This window comes from Filimonas zeae (assembly GCF_014641615.1).
Classification (GTDB): domain Bacteria; phylum Bacteroidota; class Bacteroidia; order Chitinophagales; family Chitinophagaceae; genus Filimonas; species Filimonas zeae.
In genome coordinates, this window is the sequence record NZ_BMIB01000002.1 from 1418895 (window position 1) to 1438764 (window position 19870).

Sequence of the window (19870 nt, forward strand, 5' to 3'; positions counted from 1 at the left end):
TTATAAGTGAGTAGTGGATGATAATGGATGTACAAACAATCTGGAAGCCAGTTGCAGACTTTCAGCCAGCGCTCCGGCATTCAGTTGCAGGGGTAGCTGCTGCTGTTGCAGATAAGCTATAATATTTTCGGTGGCCATATTGCCCACCAGATCGTCCTGCGCCATGGGGCAACCACCGATGCCTTTTAAAGCACCATCAATACGTTGGCAGCCCGCACGTACCGCTGCATCCAGCTTATCGCGCCAGCTGTAGGGTGTACAGTGCAGGTGTGCACCAAAGCTTACCTGCGGGTATTGTGGTATTACGGTTTGCAGCGCATGGAATACCTGATGGGGCGTAGCCACGCCTACCGTATCGGCCAGCGATACAATGGTAACGCCTATACCTGCCATTTCCGCCGCCCATTGCAGCAGTATCTCTTCATTATACACATCGCCATACGGGTTACCAAAGCCCATGCTCAGGTACACCACCAGCGTTTTGTTATGCCGCACACACAACTCCTGTATCTGCTGTACACGTGCCCGGCTTTCTTCTATAGTGCTGTTGGTATTGCGTAGCTGAAAAGTGGGTGATATGGAAAAGGGAAATCCCAGGTACTGAATAGCCTCATACGCCACCGCTTCTTCTGCACCGCGTACATTGGCTACAATGGCCAGCAGTTGCGATTGGGTATTACCTAAATCCAGCCCGGCCAGCACTTCTTTTGTATCGGCCATTTGAGGAATGGCTTTGGCAGATACAAAACTGCCAAAGTCAATAACATCAAAGCCTACCCTAAGCAGGCTGTTGATGTAAGTAATTTTATCCTGTGTATTCAGTAAATGTGGCCAGCCCTGCATGGCATCACGCGGGCATTCGGTAATTTTCATATGAACATTGTGCTGCAACATACTACCAATATACGCGAATCTGTTTAAGGAGCAATACGCTGCTTCATAGCCTCGTACAGTATCATGCCTGTGGCAACAGATACGTTCAGGCTTTCAAAACCACCCGTCATAGGTATGTTAAACTGTGCATCGCATATGCGCATCAGTGCAGGGTACACGCCTTTTTCTTCACCGCCCATTACTATAGCCACCGGTTCTTTCATATCCAGATCAAACACTTTGGTTTTGGCCGTCATTTCGCTGGCGAATACTTTAATACCGTTCAGGTGCAGCTCGTCTACCGCCTTCATAAGGCTGTTTACACGGCAAATGTTAATCTGCTCCAGCGCACCGGCACTGGTTTTAACTGCATCTTCGTTTAACGCACCCACACCTTTGTCGGGAATAATAATAGCATGTGCACCGCAGCATAAGGCCGTTCTGGCTATGGCGCCAATGTTACGAACATCTGTAACGCCATCTAAGATTAAAAAGAGCGGCGCTTCGCCTTTTTCGTTTACCCAGTCAATTACCTGTTGCAAATCCTGATAACGGATGGCCGATTTAAAAGCAACCACGCCCTGGTGCTGTATGTTAGTGAGGCTGTTCAGCTTCTCATTAGGAACATACTGCACCGGAACCTGGTTGTCTTTTGCTAACTGTCTTATTTCGTTAATAGCTTCGCCGGAGGCATTTTTAAACAACAACACTTTGTCTATCGTCTGGCCCGCTTTTAACGCTTCTGTAACCGGGTTACGCCCGGCTATGATATTTTTTTTTGATTGAAACATAACAAGGCACGAAGGTAATCATTCCCGCCCTGTTTTACCAGATATAGGTGGCAACCGCCCCTGCCTCCAGTAATCCGGTAGCATTTGCCGTTCCATCATTGATTGCAAAACGCTGTTGTTGTTTACTGGTATTCAGCACAATCAGTACTTTTTTACCATCCGGCCTTACAAAAGCTACGTTGCTAAGCCCCTGCGGCTCGTTAGAACCAATACGGTACGAACCCGGCCTTACAAAACGCGCAGAGTGCGACAGTATGTACCAGGCCGGGTTTTTAGAATAGGTGTTGCCGCCAATGGTAGTAACCCCTAAACAACGGTCGCAGCCGCCCCGGTCGGTAAACGGTTTGTACAGCGTATCGGAAGCCAGGTTCCATTCCAGCACGGTTTTAGCCCAATTACGGGAAGCGCCGATGGTAAGGTTTTGGATATGCTCTGCCAGGTCTCTTTTTAAGTTACCGGGTGCACCCAGCCACTGCTCTGTGAAGTACAGATTTTTATCAGGATGCGCATCATGCACCTTGCTCATAGCATCTATAGTACCGCCATACAGGTGAAAAGCACTGCCATCTACATACTGTTTTGCTTCGGGATTATTCAGTATAGAAATAGGATATTCCGGCTTATCGCAGTTATGATCGTACAAAATAATCTTAGTGGTAACACCCGCTTTGCGGAAAGTTGGGCCCAGATTTTTAGCTACAAAACCGGCCTGCTGCGTTGCCGGCATAAACATACTGGGGTTATTACCGGGGTGCAGCGGTTCGTTTTGTATGGTAATAGCATCTATGGTAAAGCCTTCCTTCTTCATTTCCTGTATATACTTTACCAGATACTCCGCATACACCTGCTGACACTCCGCTTTCAGGCTGCCGCCACGGGTATCGCCATTGTCTTTCATCCATACCGGCGCGCTCCAGGGCGAACCCAGTAGTTTAATATGCGGATTAATGGCCAGTATCTCTTTCAGCACCGGTAACAGGTATAATTTATCCTGTTGCAGGCTGAAGCGGGAAAGGCTCATATCGGTTTCGCCTTTGGGCAGATCGTTGTACGAAAATACTTTCTCGTCCAGATCGGAAGCGCCGATGCTTAACCGCAGATAGCTGATACCAGCGTTGGTGCCGGTGCTATCAAACAGCTGGTGCAATAATATTTTGCGCGCACCTGCATTCATATGGCTGATGGCCAATGCACTGCCGCCCGTAAGGGTACAGCCAAAACCATCCATTTGCTGGTAACGCTGGCTGCTATTAACGGTAATAACCGGTATACCGGTTGGTGTAGCAGCGCTGCCCATTACCAGTTGTTGCTGCTGAAACAATACATTGTTAGCAGCATCTGTTACCCATACAGCACTTTTGTCTGCCGTGCGGTGTGCGCTGCCCGTGGTTTTACACGATACCGCTGCGGCAAGCAGGGCGGGTACCCACGCATAACGATAAAATGTTCTCTTCATTTGAATTACTTTGATTTATGAATCGCAGGCCGGCAGCAAGGGGAATAGCCCCGGCCCTTGATTCGCCTCCCGATGCTTAAAAAATAATTTTATAATACCAGTGTCATAATAGAATGCGGCAGACTTTCCGTTTGGGCAGCCTTGCCTTTTATCCATAAGGAGTAAGGCACTCTGGTATTGGTATCGTTCATTACCACTACCGCTATTTTGCCATCTTCATTGATGAAGGCGGTAGTTATCAGCTGACCGCGGCTGGCAGCAGCCACAATACGCTTAGCGCCTGGGCGGATAAATTTAGAAAAGTGGCCGATGTAATAATAAGAACTCATGTACATGAGTTTACCTGTAGCACTATCTGCATGTACGGGTGCAAAACAGAAGTTGCCAACGTGGTTAGGGCCACCTTTTTCGTCCAGCAGAATGTTCCAATCCGTCCAGCCATCTGTACCGTTGTTGAAATCGGTAAGCATGTTGCGGCCGTATGTTTCACCATAATGCCAGTCGTTTATCTTTTTCAGGTCAAAGTTTTCAAAGCAGCCTTCGGTAAACATCAGGTGCTTATCAGGAAAGGTTTCAGATACACGTTTTACGTTATCATAAATTTTACCGCCGCCCGTCCAGCTTTCGTACCAGTGGTAGCCTAAACCCCAGATATATTTAGCTGCTTCCGGATCGGCATAGGCCGCAGCTGCACGCTGATACATCAGATCGCGGTTATGATCCCATATCACAATCTTCTTATCCTTCATGCCTTCCTTTTCCAGCACAGGCCCCAGGTGGTTCTTTACAAAATTCAGCTCATCTTCAGCAGTAAACAGGCAGCTCTCCCATTTTTGCTTAGCCATAGGTTCGTTCTGTACCGATACACCCCATATAGGAATGCCTGCTTTTTCATAGGCCTGTATAAACTTTACATAGTGGTGTGCCCAGGCATTGTAATACTGCGGCTGTAGTTTGCCACCCTGCAACAGACTGTTATTGTCTTTCATAAAAGCGGGCGGGCTCCAGGGGCTGGCAAACATTGTAAGCTTACCACCTGCCGCTGCTATCGCCCGCTGAATAAAAGGTATACGATATTGCTCATCATGTGCTACGCTAAAGGAAGCCAAAGCAGTATCTCCCTCTTTAATATACCCATAACTACCGCTGCTGAAATCGCAGCTGGCAATATTGGTTCTGGCCATGGAATAGCCAATGCCTTTTTCTGTGTTGTAATACGCCTGCAGAAACTCAGTCTGCTTATCCTTAGGCAAACGCGCAAAGGTTTCGGCAGAAGCATCGGTTAACGCACCACCAATACCCAGCATGGTTTGAAAGGAATGAGAAGGATCTACAAAAATACAGGGCTGGGTTTCCAGCGGTTGCCCCATATCGGTAAACTGCAATGTATCCGTTAGCGTTAAACGGTAGCTGGTACTGTCTGCAGTGGTATACACCAACACCTGTTTACCGGCAGCATTATAATTTGCTGCACCATTGGCAGTAGCAGTTTTGCTGCCTTCCTGCTCTTTGCAGGCCAGTAAATAAACCATGGCGCCAAGCGCCAGCAATGTTTTTTTCAATGGTAAAGTGTTTAAAATATGACAATAACAAAAGCCCGGACAATACTTCCGGGCTTTTGCTAAACCGTTTGGTTAATAACCTGGCGACTGCACCAACGCTGGGTTCAGATCCATCTGTGCCTGCGGTACAGGCATAATCAGACGGAACGGCTGCACATTGTAGTTCAACGGATTCTGTACGCCGTTTACAATTCCACCTTTTTGTGCGTTCATTACTTCAATGGCTTTACCGGTTCGTACCAGATCGTTCCAACGGTAACCTTCAAATGCCAGTTCCAGTCTTCTTTCTACAGCAATGGCCATTTCTGCCTCAGCAGCAGTAGCAGCACTTTTGTTGCCAAGTCCTACCCTGGTTCTCACCTGATTTACCAGAGCCATAGCTCCGCTGAGATTATTTGCTTTTACCAACGCTTCGGCTTTCAGCAACATAATGTCTGGTAAACGCATAATGTACACATCATTAATACCAGAACCGGGATCGTTGTATTTTACAATAAACGGATAGTCGCTGGCTGGCCAGTTAGGATCGGAATATTGACCGGTAATGTTTAAGAATTTGATAGAAGTGTGCAGGCGTACGCTATCCCCTTCTGTGCGGAACTGACTAACCAGATCGTTGGAAGGTATGTTAAACTTTTTCCAGCCACCACCCTGATAATTTCCAATAGAACCACCCACCAGGTTGGAAGGAATCCAGTTGCCAATAGCATCTGGCCCTGCATAACCAAAATAGTTCAGTTCCCAGATAGCTTCACTATTATTCTTATGACTGTTATCCCACAAAAAAGTATAGTTGGTTACCAGGTTGTATTGAGGAATAACTCTATCGGCATAATAGCTTACAGAATCCCAGTTGGGAGTTGGCATATGCGCATATACCTGGGTTAAAGCTGCATTAGCAGTTCCTTTTGTAATAAGGAACTTTGTAGCTGCATTGCCGGTTTCCATGGCATTATCTTTCGCAAACCACAAATCTTTCAGAATACTTCCATATACAGAATCTACAGATGCTCTGGCAACGATTGTTGAATTTAAAAGGCTTTCAGAAGAAGTAAGATCCGGCGCTTTTAACAGCAATGGCACTCCGCCAAACAAACGCACCAGATCAAAATAACAGTAAGCCCTTAAAAAACGAGCCTCGCTGAGCATTTGATTTTTACGGGCAGGTGTTAATGCAGGATCCGTACACTTTTCAATTTGTGGTATGATAATGTTAACACGGCCAATCATTTTGTAAGCATACCCCCAATCTCTGTTCAGGTTGTTATTGAGAGAGTTGGCAGTAAAATTATCGAGCATAATATTGGCGGTGTTATCTCCACCCGCATACGCGTTATCAGCAATAGCATCACCATTAGTAATGCGGTCTAACACAGACCATTCCATAATATCGTACCCCTTATAAAACAGGTACATGCCCGAAATCAGCTTTTCAGCTTCACCGGCACTGATGGAAGCTGCCGTATCATAAGCAACAATACTGGTTACAGGCTGTTGATCCAACACCTTGGAACAACCAGTTGCACCCCATACCAGCAGTAAAGAAGAAATACCGTAAAATATATGCTTGCACTTCATGGTAATACTGTTTTTTGTTAACAACACCTGTTACTACAGGTTTACATTTAAGCCCACCAGAAAAATCTTTGCCTGAGGATAAGCTCCATAATCAATACCCAACGATACGTTCTTGTTATCCTGGCTGTTTCCACCACCACCATAGGAACTTACTTCCGGATCAAATCCCTTGTAAGAGGTAATAGTTATCAGGTTCTGGCCAGATACATATACAGAAGCGCCTTTAATACCTACTTTATCCATCCACTTCTGTTCCAGTCTGTAGCTGAGCGTAATAGTTTTGAATCGCAGATAAGACCCGTTTTCGACAAAACGGCTGGATACTACCGTATTGTTATCGCTGGCTCTTTCTACACCCGGCATATCAGTAACATCGCCCGGCTTACGCCATCTTCTTAAAACATCTACACTTTGATTACGGGAATCTTTCATACTCTCAGTTTCAGACCTTACACCATTGTAAATTTTGTTACCCTGCGAGCCCTGAATAAACACACTCAGATCGAAGTTTTTGTAAGTAACCGTGTTGGTCATACCATAAATAAATGTAGGCTGTGCGTTACCGATGTATTTGCGGTCTTCCGGAACCAGACCTGTATAATCAACCTTGTCACCTTTACGGGTAAAATATAGTTGCTTACCGGTTGCAGCATCTACCCCAGCTGCTTCATAACCATAAAATTGTCCCAATCCACGACCTTCAGCCAGAATGATGGAGTTGCCTTTCTCGTAAATAGCACCGAATGAAGTGAGGCGACCCAAACCAAAACCAATGGACGTTACTTTATTCTGATTGAAAGACATGTTGAAGTCGGTAGACCAGCTGAAGTTTTTACGGATAATGTTTCTGGTAGAGATTAAAAATTCCTGACCAATGTTGCGCATAGAGCCGCTGTTAGCCAACACAGAAGAAACAATCTGGCCGCTAAGCGGTATGCGAACCAGTACATCTTTCGTATTCTTTACGTAAAAATCAGCCGTTAACGTAATTCTCTTATTCAGAAAAGAGGCATCAATACCTACGTTGGTTTGCGTAGAAGTTTCCCAGGTAAGCGATGCAGGCGCAATAGTGCCGGGAACAACACCACCGGTATTGGTAAAGTTGTTGAGCGACAAATATTCATAGCTGCCCAACCCTTCCTGATTACCATTTTTACCCCAGCCAGCTCTAAGTTTTAAATCGCTGATTACGGGAATATTTTTCATGAAATCTTCCTGCGAAATGCGCCAACCGGCAGAAAACGACGGGAAAGCAGCAGTTCTGTTGCCAGGTGCAAACTTGGATGATTTATCTACACGCATGTTAGCCTGAAAAAGATATTTACCGGCAAAGTCGTATGTAATACGGCCGAAGTAAGACATCAGACCCCAGTTATCTACACCTCTTGTAGCCGGCGTAGTTCTTAAACTGGCACGCTGATACATCAGATCCCAATCTTCATAACGATGCAGCGTATCTAAGCGGCTTGCAGATATACCGGTTTGCTCCCAATGTGATTCCTGAGCGCTCCAGCCAGCCAGTGCCGAGAAGTTGTGACTGCCAAATCTCTGGGTGTAAGTTAATGTCTGCTCACTCAGCCATACCCATTCATTACTGTTGGTACGTCCCAGGCTGCCAGTATCGCGGCGTCCCTGATCTGTTGCCAACGGATCTACGTATGTACGGTTGTTGTTAACCTTATAGTCAATACCAAAACGTGACTGAAACACCAGCCCTTTAACAATGTTTATATCCGCTCCCAGGTTAGAAACAAAACGATCGTTTGCAGATTTGCTGTAACGGCCTTCAATAGCACCCAGCGGATTTTCCCAGCCGGTTTGCGGATTCTGCCCGATGTAAATACCATTAGATTTATATCTGGGCACTGTAGGTGGAGTAGCCAGTGCTGATAAAACCACACCGCCACGTGCCACCCCTGTATTATCTGTAACATCATTGCTACTGTTACGTGATACCAGTGTGCTTGTGTTAAGGCTAAGCCATTTGCTAACTTTTGAATTCAGATTCAAACGCGCAGTCATACGATTAAACGTAGCCGGTTTAATCATCCCCGTCTGATCCATATAACCCAGAGAAAAATAATGCTGTGTTTTTTCGTTACCACCCGAAACTGCTACCTGATAGTTTTTCTGGTTGCCGGTTTTAAACACTTCATCCTGCCAGTTGATGTTATTGGCAGCTACCATATCATCGGTAATAAGGTTAGAACCATACACCTCGTTTGCATACTCCTGGTATTGCTTAGCGTTCAGCATCTTTAATTTGTGCGTAGTGCTGCTGGTTCCATAATAAGTACTCAGATCTACTTTAGACTGACCGTTTTTTCCTTTTTTAGTAGTAATAACAATTACACCGTTGGCAGCCCGGGTACCGTAGATAGCAGCAGAAGCCGCATCTTTTAATATAAAGTACGACTCAATATCGTTTACGTTAAAAGCGCTGATATCCGTCATAGGAATACCATCTACCACATATAACGGATCATTTCCGGCGCTGATAGAAGAAGAACCCCTTACACGGATGGATAAACCTGCACCAGGCTTACCCGAAACAGATGTAACCTGAACACCCGCCGCCTTACCCTGTAAAGCTTCGGCAGCATTTACAACCGGCCGGTTGGCAAAATCGGCTGCACTTACCACAGCCACAGAGCCGGTAAGATCTTTTTTCTTTTGCGTACCGTAGCCAATTACAACCACCGTTTCCATTTCACCGGAAGAAGGAGTCATAACCACACTAAAATCGTTACGCCCTTTCACAGCAAAACTCTGATTGGCATAACCGATAAACGAGAACTCCAGAACGGCGCTGTTATCTTTTACAACCAGCGAATAGGTTCCGTCTGAATTGGTAACCGTACCCTGCTGGGTACCTTTTACCTGTACGGATACTCCGGAAATTCCATTTCCGGAAGAATCTTTTACCACGCCTTTAATAGTGGTTTGCCCGAAGGATACCAGGCAAAACATCATGAAGGCTGTCAGCAACACGAATCTTTGTTTCATAAAGTAAACTGAAATGTGCGTTACACAGTTTTGAGGCAAACACAGATAGCTGCAATCGTAAATCAGCGTTTGGGTTGAGCATACACGGGAGCAATCTGTTCGCTTTTAACTGTATGAATTGTTAAAAATTACGCGGTAAAATTAGAGCGTTTTTAAGGCAGCAAACAAATAAAATTCGTACAACTCATTGATATATAAATATTTACAACAAAAATAATACGCTTAATTACCGTAACTTGATACGGATGTTTCTATTGTGAATCAATGCATTTGGTAAACAAACGGCTGTTATTATACGGGAAGATAATACGGTTTATTACCGTTGAAAATATTAACACACCAGCTTACTCCATCCCTGCTCATCGGCCTGTTTCAGGTCTTTTTTGCGCTCTTCCATAAGGGTGCGTACGCGGTTTACATAGGTCCAGCAGGTGCTTTGGCGTATGCCTACTACTTCAGAAAGTTTGTGAGAAGAGATTTTGCCTTTGGAGTTGTATATCAAAAAAACCATATAAAAGGCTTTATTGATGGGTATACGGCTATTCTGGAATAAAGTATGAGCTAAAACAGATTCTTCATAGTCGCAGGCGCCGCAACGTCGGCTGAAAGGTTGGTGACCAGCAAAAAAATGGGTGTCGCCGCATTTTTTACAGGCAAAATGCTGTCCCCATTTCAACTCTGCCAGAAAACGGTAGCAACTATCGGCATCGGGGTAAATATTGCTGAATTCCTCAAAGCTCATGGTGGTAGAAAGTGCCCTGGCTTTGGTTACTTTTTCTACATTGGTACGCAGCTGGGTGTTATCCTGTTCCAACAGGGCGTTCATACGGGTAATTTCTGCTGCCTGCTGCTGCAACAGTTCGTTGGCCTGGTTCAGTTCTTCATTCTGCGTGGCAATCAGGTTGCTTTTTTCTACCAGTTCGCGTGTACGTTCTGTTACCTGCTGCTCCAGTTGCTGGTTATGTGTATCCTTCAGTTTAGCATTTACCGTCATCTGCCGTATCACCTCCTGCCGGGCTTTATCCCGCTTTTGCAATAGTAGCCGCACTTTATCGCCAATGGCAAACGATAAAAAAAACATTTCCAGCAAAAAGCCCATGGTAAGGCTGTAATAACTTACTACCCCAAAGTTTAGCCAGTTATACCCCAGCATAATAAAAAACTTCAACACAAACCCCGCAAACAGAAAGCTATAGCCCAGTACATAAAAACGTGCCGGGCGGTAGCCGGTTTTTAACCGGTAAATGCCTGCGCCAAACGCCAGGCTAAGCGGTATAAACTCAATAAACTTGTAATTGAACCACGTACGCTGAAAGCACAGGCACCACACAAAAAACAGAATACGTACAATAATAACGGTAATAATTATCCGGTAAACCACCGGCATTTTTTCCTTTACATGTAGCAGCTTACTGGCAAAAAGCAGGGTAAACACACTCATACAGGCCAGCGGAATGGCAAAAGCATACTGGTTCCAGTTAAAGGCATTGGGCCACAGGTATTGGTAGGCAATACCATCAATACACATTTCGTACAGACCTACACTTAATATATACAGTACATAGTACAGATACTGCGACTGCCTTACCGCAAAAAAGATAATGAGGTTGTACAGGGCAAAAATGAGAATCATGCCGTAGAACAGCCCGAACGATAAATACTCATCCAGTGCATAGCCCACAAACCAGCTTACAGAGCGCAGCACAATAATAATATCCGCCAGTTGTGAAGATCGTACCCGGAAATAATACACACTTTCGCGGTTATTATTGTTATCCAGTTGCAACTCGAAGTTTTTATGCGCAAAAAGCCTTTTGGAGAAGGGATACTGATCGCCCAGTTTTACCTCATAGTATTTACCGGTATTATCAGGCAGGTAAGCCTCGATATCATCTATCGTTTGATCGAAAAATTCCAGAATGTATGGCCGGTTAAGCGTAGAATCGTGCCGGATGATAATTTTATACCAGCAATACCGGCCCAGTTTCAGGTTTTGTGGAGTGCCTTTTTTACTGGCGTGAAACAGGGTATCTGCACCGGGGGCCGTTAGCTTTTCAAAATCCCACCCGCCGGAAGAATCTTCCATATAGCGGATTTCATCAAACACAAAAATGTGCTGGTCAGGTACCGCAGCAACAGACACAGGCTGCTGCCCATGTGAACATAAAAATTGCAGACTGAAAACAAGTGCAGCTACAATACGGATATAACACAGCCTCACCACCATAACAGACGGCGAAGGTACATTGCTGTAGCCTTATGAAGAAACCGTACGTGCATCTACCGCCTTCTTTACACTGCCATGCTGTAATAGCAGTTCTTTAGCTTCTTCATAACTCAGTTGCGGGTTGTTCAATTGCTCCAGTACCATCTTTACCCCGCGGTCAATCAGTTTATCATTACTCAGCTGCATGTTTACCATACTATTGTCGTACACGCGGCCCAGCTGTATCATTACACTGGTACTAATCATATTCAGCACCAGCTTTTGTGCCGTACCGCTTTTCATGCGGGTACTGCCGGTAACAAACTCCGGCCCTACCACTACTTCCACCGGATAATCGCAGGCGGCTGCAATAGGGCTGCCCGGGTTACACACCACACAACCGGTGGTAATTCCTTTTTGCCGGCACACATTCAGCGCGCCCAGTACATAAGGGGTGGTGCCGCTGGCTGCAAGGCCCACCACCACATCTTTAGCAGAAATGTTGTGCTTTTCCAGATCGGCCCATCCCTGTTCCAGGTTATCCTCGGCAAACTCTACCGCCTGGGTAATAGCAATATCACCACCGGCAATGATGCCTACCACCAAACCATAAGGTACACCGTACGTAGGTGGGCACTCGCTGGCATCCAGTATACCCAAACGGCCACTGGTACCCGCCCCCATGTAAAACAAACGCCCGCCCGCCAGCATTTTATCGCTGATGGCCGCTACCAGTTTCTCAATTTGCGGAATTGCCTGCTGTACCGCAGCAGGCACCTGCTGATCTTCCCGGTTCATATTTTCCAGTAACGCACCTATACTCATCTGCTCCAGATGGCGGTAGTGCGAGGCCTGCTCCGTAACCCGTACCAGTTTACTCATAGTTTCTATTATCAGGAATGGAACTTAATCAGCCCCTGCATCGGATTTTTCAATACCGTGCCCAGTTCCAGTTCGTATGTACCACATAAATCTTTCAGTACATCTTTAAACCCAAAAGCCACACTGCCGGTAAAATGGATAGGCAACGTCCAGCTTTCGCGAAACTTATAAATGTGCTGAAAGAAGAAATCGTTTAACCCGTCTTCCACAATATTCTCCACCATATAATGCCCGCGGTTTTCTGCCAGAAACTCCGCAAACGAAGCCAGATAGCGGTTAGGCAAAGGCTTTTTATATACATTCTCCAGTATTTCTACGCTGTTGGTGTTAAACTTTGCCTGAAAGCGCGCCATCAACTCTTCATCAAACGTTTTATACAAAAAATACTGAATTACTTTCCGGCCCAGGTAAGCGCCACTGCCTTCATCGCCCAGTACATACCCCAGGCCCGGACTATCTTTCACAATCTTTTTACCGTTGTAAAAACACACGTTTGAGCCGGTGCCCAGTATACAGGCCATCCCCTTTTCGTGCTGGCAAAGTGCACGCGCCGCACCAAACATGTCGTGGTTTACTTCCCGGTGCGCTTTAGGAAATACCTGCCTGAGCGCGTTTTTAATAATGGTAACGTTGTTGGGGTTACTTAGCCCCGTACCATAATAATACACCTCCTCTACAGCAACCTCTTTTAGTTTGGGTAGCAGTTCTTTCTGTAACAGAGCCACAATCTGCTCTCCCGACAAAAAGTACGGGCTGATGCCCTGGGTGAGTATCTTTTTTTTCTTACCCTCATCCAAAAGCTGCCACTCGCATTTTGTAGCGCCACTGTCAGCTATAAGCTTTACTGCCATAAAAGGATTTTTGGTGTAATCTCGTGCAATTTAACAATATGCCATTGAAAAACGCACAAATAGGCAAGTATTATGCAGGATAATGCAAGATTGTGTATTTAGGGTGATTTGTAGGATATTCGCATCTCGAATACAAAAGGTTCAAACACTAAGCGGAATGGCAAGTAAAAAATTGAAGATTTGGCTACCCCTTTTATTCGCCCTGGTTTTAACTGCGGGCATGTACCTGGGGTTTAAGTTAAGAGCAGAAACCAGCAGCACGGTTTTCTTTACAAATACGCAGAAGAATGAGTTACAGGAGGTGTATGACCTTATCCGGAGCAGGTATGTAGATAACCTGAACCAGGACAGCTTGAACAACGCGGTAATTAATGATGTGCTGGCACATCTGGACCCACACTCGGTATATTTTCCACCGGTAGATGCGGCTGGCGCTAATGAGGAGCTTTTGGGCAACTTCCAGGGCATTGGGGTGGAGTTTTCTATGTTTTCTGATACGGTAAACGTATTGAACGTAATAGAAAACGGCCCATCGTTTAAAGCAGGTATTGAAGTGGGCGACAAAATTATTACCGTAAACGACACCATATCGCTGGCAGGTAAAAAAATAAAGGCCGATGACGTTAGAAAAACCCTGCGCGGCCCTGGCGGGTCTCAGGTAGTGGTTACCATAATACGCGGTACGGAAACCAAAAAAATAACCATTACACGCGGCATTATTCCTTTACCCTCGCTGGATGTGGCGTATATGATTACCCCACAGACCGGTTTTATACGCCTGAACAAATTCTCTGAAACTACGTACAAAGAATTTATGTTTAACCTGGAAAACCTGCAGAAGAAAGGCATGCAAAAGCTGATTCTGGATTTGCGGGGCAATGGCGGCGGCTATATGCAGGAAGCTGTTTCTATTGCAGACCAGTTTTTATCTGATAACAAACTGATTGTATATACCGAAGGCAACAAAGCCCCACGGGCCGATTACAAATCGCGTGTGGAAGGTTTGTTTGAAACCGGTAAACTGGTGGTACTGGTAGATGAGTCTTCTGCCAGCGCCAGCGAAATACTGGCAGGTGCTTTACAGGACTGGGACCGCGCTACTATTATAGGTCGCAGAACCTTTGGTAAAGGCCTGGTACAGCAGCCTTTTCAGCTGAGTGATGGTGGTATGCTGCGCCTTACCATTGCGCGTTACTATACACCTTTAGGCCGCAACATTCAGAAGCCGTACGATAAGGGTAAAGAGCAATACCAATCGGACTGGATTGACCGCCTGCATAATGGTGAACTGGTAAAAGCAGATACCTCTACCCCTAAAGGCAAAGCGTATAAAACACCGGGCGGCCATGTGGTATATGGCGGTGGTGGCATTACCCCCGATATTTTTGTGCCGTTTGATACCTCCAGCCAGCCAAGGCCTATTATTGATCTGTACCTGAAGGGAACGCTTAACAACTTTATTTACAATTATTACATTACCAACAAAAGCACCTTTAGCCAGTTTAAAACGCCTGAGCAGTTTGCCAGCCAGTTTGAGGCAGGTGCCAAAGAATGGGATGCCCTGAATACTTTTGCGCGTAAAGATTCTATTAACCTTAGCAGCATTGCCGCCAAAAGCAAAACAGACTTTATGCAAACCATTAAAGCCCAGCTGGCCCGCCAGATATGGCGTACCGCAGGCTACTATGAGGTAATGAACCTTCAGGACCCTATGGTGAAAAAAGCACTGGAACAATAACTTAAACTAAGTTCAAATACCCGATGCCTGATTTGTTACCGCACCATGGAACAGATCAGGCATCATTTTTTCTGCGCAGGAGCAACACGTTTATACGTGTGCACAAGCCTTAACCCGGTTAATGCGCTATTTTCTCTATTTTTATACAAGACATCAGAAAAATACTATGTGGTTAAATAACGTACTGGAAACCATAGGCAACACCCCTATGATTCAGCTGAACAAAATAACGAAGGACCTGCCTGCTACCGTTCTGGCTAAAGTAGACTACTTTAACCCCGGCAACTCCATTAAAGACCGGATGGCTTTGAAAATGCTGGAGGTGGCCGAACAGGAAGGTAAAATAAAAACCGGCGGAACCATTATTGAATGTACCAGCGGTAACACCGGTATGGGCCTGGCCCTGGCAGCCGTGGTAAAGGGGTACAAATGTATTTTTACCACTACCGATAAACAGAGTAAAGAAAAGATTGATATACTGAAAGCTGTAGGTGCGGAAGTAATTGTATGCCCTACCAATGTGGAGCCCGACGATCCGCGCAGCTACTACTCTATTGCTAAAAAGCTGGCATCGGAAATACCCAACAGTTACCACTTTAACCAGTACGATAACCTGGCCAACCGCCTGGCGCATTACGAAACCACCGGCCCCGAAATATGGGAACAAACCGGAGGCCGTATTACGCATCTGGTATGTACTGCCGGCACCGGTGGCACCGTTACCGGTACCGCCATGTACCTGAAAGAAAAGAACCCGGATATACAGGTATGGGCTATTGACGTATACGGATCGCTGCTTACCAAATTCTTCCACACCGGCGAAACGGATATGAACGAGGTGCACCCTTATGTATCTGAAGGCTTTGGGGAAGACTTTGTGCCGGAGAATTACGACATGAGCGTGATTGACCATTTTGAGCAGGTGACCGATAAAGACGGCGCTATTATGGCCCGCCGCATTGCCAAAGAAGAAGGCCTGTTTTGCGGATACAGTGCAGGCAGCTGCTTACAGGGCCTGATGCAGCTGAAAAGTAAACTGAAAGGCGGCGATGTGGTAGTATGTATTTTTCACGACCATGGCAGCCGTTATGTAGCCAAGATATACAACGACCAGTGGATGATGGAAAGGGGCTTTCTGGATGTAAAATCGTTCAAGGATATTGTTAGCAGCCGCCAGTCTAAACGCCTGGTAACCGCCGCCCCTACCACTACCGTTTCAGAAACCGTGGAAATGATGAAGAAATTTGATATTGAACACATCCCTGTTATAAGCAATGGCGAACTGATTGGCGCTATTAGTGAAGGCGGACTGTTTCAGAAAATATTCAGCAACCCGGAAATTAAACAGGCGCAGGTGCAGGAAGTGCTGGAACCGGCCTTTCCTGTAGTAGCATTTGATACCCCGGTTGAACGGTTAAGCCATTTGATTAACAAAGACAATGGCGCCGTGCTGGCAAAAGATGAAAAAGGCGATTACCATATAGTAACCAAATACGACGTTATTCAAAGCCTGGCAAAATAATTTACAAGATCAGATATGAGAGTTTTTAAGTTTGGAGGCGCTAGTGTAAACAGCATAGAAAGAATACAGCACGCAGCAGCAATTATAAAAGAGTATGGCCAGGAAGAATCGCTGGTGATTATTATTTCTGCCATGGGTAAAACCACCAACGCGCTGGAAAAAGTAGCCGAAGCGTTTTACGCAGGTAATAAAAATGAAGCACTGGAACTGTTTGGGGTTATAAAAAACCAGCACCTTACCACTGCCAAATACCTGCTGGTAAAACAATACAATGCCTGCCACGCACAGCTGAACGACTTTTTTACCGAAGTGGAATGGTTGCTGCACGATAAACCGGTACGCGATTATGATTACTACTACGACCAGATTGTATGTATAGGCGAACTGTTTAGCACCAGCATTGTAAGCCATTATTTACAGGAGATAGACCTGGACAATACCTGGCTGGATGTACGCGACATTATACGTACCGATAACAATTTCCGCAGCGCCAACATTAACTGGCCCGAAACAGAAAAGAAAGTAAAGGAGCAACTACCCCATTTTAACTCCCAACTAACAACTAACAACTCCCAACTCATCATAACCCAGGGCTTCATTGGCAGCACAGAAGACAATGAAAGCACTACACTGGGCCGCGAAGGAAGCGATTATACCGCCGCGGTATTTGCCAATATACTGGAAGCAGAAAACCTTACTATATGGAAAGATGTGGAAGGTGTAATGAATGCCGACCCTAAGGAGTTTCCGGAAGCACAGCTGCTGCAAACGCTGAGCTTTAACGAGGTAATTGAAATGGCTTACTATGGCGCGCAGGTAATACACCCCAAAACCATTAAGCCGTTGCAGAACAAAAGCATTCCCCTGCTGGTAAAATGCTTTCTGGATACCTCACTGCCTGGTACTGTTATTGGTCAGCAGCGGGTAAAAAACCTGCCGCCGATAATGGTGGTTAAACAAAACCAGGCGCTGGTACACCTGCGTACGCACGACTTTTCTTTTGTAGGCGAACAGCCTATGAGCCATTTATACGAGGTATTCGGGCAATTGAACATTACCCCTAACCTGGTGCAAAGCGGTGCCATAAGCCTGCAGATTTGCCTGGATAATAAAACGGAAAAAATAGAACAGCTGGCAGCCGCAGTAGGTGAAATGTTTGATGTACAGGTTGAAAAAGACCTTACGCTGTTAACCATTCGCCACTACACCGCCAACCAGCCCGAAGAAAGAACCGCCGGCAAAAACATTGTGCTGGTGCAGAAAACAAAAGAAACCGCGCAGGTACTATACTATTAATCCATTACCACATATTCCCCTTTGCCGTTTACGGATATAAGGGGAAGTTTCTTTTCTTTCTCAAAGAAATCATACACCTCTTTCAGTTTTACGGCAAAGTGTTGCAGGTCCTGATCGTCTTTGGTAACACGGCTCAGATAATCCATGCTTTTGGCATTGCTGAAACGTACGGGGAAAATATGCACGGGGATAAAATCCTGCCCCTGGCTTTTGGCGTTGGCTGCCAGAATATACAGCTCTTCAATCTGCGAATCCTGAATAGGAATACATCCTACCGTTACGCAGCTGCCATGAATATAAATATCGCCGCCTGGCTTTAAAGAATCGCTCAGAATGCGGTCAGAAGCATTGGGATAGTTTAAACCCAGCGACAGGTGGTATACACTTCTGGGGTTAAACTCATTGATGTAGTAAAACCCTTCCGGCACCTGATAATCGCCCGAAATACGTTTAGGCCCTATAGAACCTGCCATAGCGCAAACGCGGTAGGTTTTAAATAATTTGAAGTTTTCGTTACTGGCATTACGCACCCACACTTCCAGCTGACTATCGTACTTGAAAGAACGTACGTAAATCTGTTTGGCCGGCCATTGTAAACCTGCTGCCGCAAACTGCTTTTTCAACGTATCTTCTTTCAGCTTAACCGCATAGGCCACACGGGGCTGCGAACGCTGCAGATCATAAAAATTAGGCTGCTGCCCCAAAACCACACTAACACAGGATATCAGTAAAACTGCCAGAATAGTCCTCTTCATGAACCCGAAATTATAAATTAATCGTATTTGTATGCTTTAGAAATATTTAAAATTTCCCTGGAAAACGCAGTAACCCGGTAGTTTGCCGGCATACGCGCACAAAAAAGCCCGCCATTCCGGAGAACGTGCGGGCCGTGCCTTTTAGTGTACCAAAACCTTCTTATAAATTGCCACGCGCTTCCTGCTCGCGCTCAATGGCTTCAAACAATGCTTTAAAGTTGCCTTTTCCAAAGCTTTTAGCCCCTTTACGCTGTATTATTTCAAAAAACAGCGTTGGGCGGTCCTGCACAGGTTTGCTGAACAGTTGTAACAGATAACCTTCATCATCACGGTCAACCAGTATCCCCAGTTCGCGCAGTGGTTCAAGGTCTTCATCAATATGGCCTACGCGGTCCAGTAAATCATCATAATACGTGGTAGGCACCCGTAAAAATTCCACACCACGCGCCATCAACTCTTTCACCGTAGCTACAATATCTGCGGTGGCAATGGCTACGTGCTGCACCCCCTCGCCACGGTAAAACTCCAGATATTCCTCTACCTGCGATTTTCTTTTGCCCTCTGCCGGTTCGTTAATAGGGAATTTTACAAAGCCGTTGCCGTTACTCATTACCTTACTCATTAAGGCAGAATACTCGGTAGAAATATCATTATCATCAAACGACAGAATATTGCGGAAGCCCATTACCTCCTCATAAAAACCAACCCATTTATTCATCTGGTTCCAGCCTACGTTGCCCACACAATGGTCCACATACAGCAGCCCGGTAGAGGTTGGTTTAAACAGCGGGTTTTCCCATTTTACATAACCCGGCATAAAAGCGCCATTGTAATCTTTACGCTCAATAAACAGGTGAACCGTATCGCCATACAGTTTAATACCGCTGATTACCACCTGCCCGTCCTTATCTTTCCGTATTTCCGGAGCATGGTGACTTTCTGCGCCGCGGCTGGTGGTTTTTTCCCAGGAGCCGGCGGCATCCTGTACACGAAGGGCTATGGCTTTTACCCCATCGCCATGTGTATAAATATGATCTGCTATTTCGTTGTCCGGACGAATAGGCGTGGTTAATACAAAAGTGAGCTTGTTCTGGCGTACCACATAGCTGGCGCGGTCTTTAACACCGGTTTCCGGACCGGCATATGCCAGGGCCTGAAAGCCAAACGCGCTCATATAATAATGGGCCGCCTGTTTGGCATTACCTACGTAAAACTCCACGTAGTCTGTGCCTTCCAACGGCAGAAAATCGGCCTGCGTATCCGCAACAACCTTTCCGGCAATCATCGTTTCCATACTATTTAGTATTAGATATTAGTGCTGAATAATAGAATCAACAAAAGTGTAAAAAGTAAC

Annotated in this window: 14 protein-coding genes; 3 read left to right on the forward strand and 11 right to left on the reverse strand. The window is 45.7% G+C overall.

The features are described from left to right. From IEY13_RS12490 to IEY13_RS12530, 9 genes are all read right to left on the reverse strand, one after another. Complete coding sequence (locus tag IEY13_RS12490; protein WP_188952439.1) at window positions 1–873, reverse strand: hydroxymethylglutaryl-CoA lyase-like TIM-barrel protein; 873 nt, start codon at window positions 871–873, stop codon at window positions 1–3. 44 nt (window positions 874–917) lie between these two features. Then, a complete protein-coding gene (rlmB, locus tag IEY13_RS12495) occupies window positions 918–1664 on the reverse strand; it encodes a 23S rRNA (guanosine(2251)-2'-O)-methyltransferase RlmB (protein ID WP_188952441.1) in 747 nt (248 codons plus the stop codon). A gap of 34 nt (window positions 1665–1698) precedes the next feature. Continuing rightward, a complete protein-coding gene (locus IEY13_RS12500; RefSeq protein ID WP_188952443.1) occupies window positions 1699–3120 on the reverse strand; it encodes a glycoside hydrolase family 30 protein in 1422 nt (473 codons plus the stop codon). An 89-nt stretch (window positions 3121–3209) separates the two neighbouring features. Beyond that, complete coding sequence (locus IEY13_RS12505; RefSeq protein ID WP_229687840.1) at window positions 3210–4682, reverse strand: glycoside hydrolase family 30 protein; 1473 nt, start codon at window positions 4680–4682, stop codon at window positions 3210–3212. A 72-nt stretch (window positions 4683–4754) separates the two neighbouring features. Next, the gene (locus tag IEY13_RS12510; protein ID WP_188952445.1) at window positions 4755–6260 is read right to left on the reverse strand and encodes a RagB/SusD family nutrient uptake outer membrane protein; all 1506 of its coding nucleotides are present in this window, start codon (window positions 6258–6260) and stop codon (window positions 4755–4757) included. A gap of 33 nt (window positions 6261–6293) precedes the next feature. After that, window positions 6294–9266 carry a SusC/RagA family TonB-linked outer membrane protein gene (locus IEY13_RS12515; protein ID WP_188952447.1) on the reverse strand — a complete coding sequence of 991 codons (2973 nt, stop codon included), beginning with the start codon at window positions 9264–9266 and terminating at the stop codon, window positions 6294–6296. A gap of 331 nt (window positions 9267–9597) precedes the next feature. Further along, window positions 9598–11493 (reverse strand): 7TM diverse intracellular signaling domain-containing protein, encoded by a 1896-nt coding sequence (locus IEY13_RS12520; RefSeq protein ID WP_188952449.1) that lies wholly within the window; start codon window positions 11491–11493, stop codon window positions 9598–9600. Between the two features lie 30 nt (window positions 11494–11523). Next, entirely contained in the window at window positions 11524–12354 is an 831-nt protein-coding gene (gene murQ / locus IEY13_RS12525; RefSeq protein ID WP_188952451.1) for an N-acetylmuramic acid 6-phosphate etherase, read from the reverse strand. An 11-nt stretch (window positions 12355–12365) separates the two neighbouring features. Further along, window positions 12366–13205: an N-acetylglucosamine kinase gene (locus IEY13_RS12530; RefSeq protein WP_188952453.1), complete on the reverse strand. Its 840-nt coding sequence runs from the start codon at window positions 13203–13205 to the stop codon at window positions 12366–12368. 157 nt (window positions 13206–13362) lie between these two features. Between IEY13_RS12530 and IEY13_RS12535 the strand changes: the two genes are divergently transcribed. The 3 genes from IEY13_RS12535 to IEY13_RS12545 all read left to right on the forward strand — a co-directional run bounded on the left by IEY13_RS12535 (window position 13363) and on the right by IEY13_RS12545 (window position 17761). Next, entirely contained in the window at window positions 13363–14943 is a 1581-nt protein-coding gene (locus IEY13_RS12535; protein WP_188952455.1) for a S41 family peptidase, read from the forward strand. Between the two features lie 166 nt (window positions 14944–15109). After that, window positions 15110–16465 (forward strand): pyridoxal-phosphate dependent enzyme, encoded by a 1356-nt coding sequence (locus IEY13_RS12540; RefSeq protein ID WP_188952457.1) that lies wholly within the window; start codon window positions 15110–15112, stop codon window positions 16463–16465. A gap of 15 nt (window positions 16466–16480) precedes the next feature. After that, window positions 16481–17761: an aspartate kinase gene (locus tag IEY13_RS12545; protein WP_188952459.1), complete on the forward strand. Its 1281-nt coding sequence runs from the start codon at window positions 16481–16483 to the stop codon at window positions 17759–17761. Here IEY13_RS12545 and IEY13_RS12550 read toward each other — a convergent pair. After that, window positions 17758–18516: a L,D-transpeptidase family protein gene (locus IEY13_RS12550; RefSeq protein ID WP_188952461.1), complete on the reverse strand. Its 759-nt coding sequence runs from the start codon at window positions 18514–18516 to the stop codon at window positions 17758–17760. The two genes, IEY13_RS12545 and IEY13_RS12550, sit on opposite strands and share 4 nt — an antisense overlap. Before the next feature lie 160 nt (window positions 18517–18676). Continuing rightward, window positions 18677–19810: a 4-hydroxyphenylpyruvate dioxygenase gene (hppD, locus tag IEY13_RS12555; protein WP_229687841.1), complete on the reverse strand. Its 1134-nt coding sequence runs from the start codon at window positions 19808–19810 to the stop codon at window positions 18677–18679. Window positions 19811–19870: the final 60 nt, after the last annotated feature.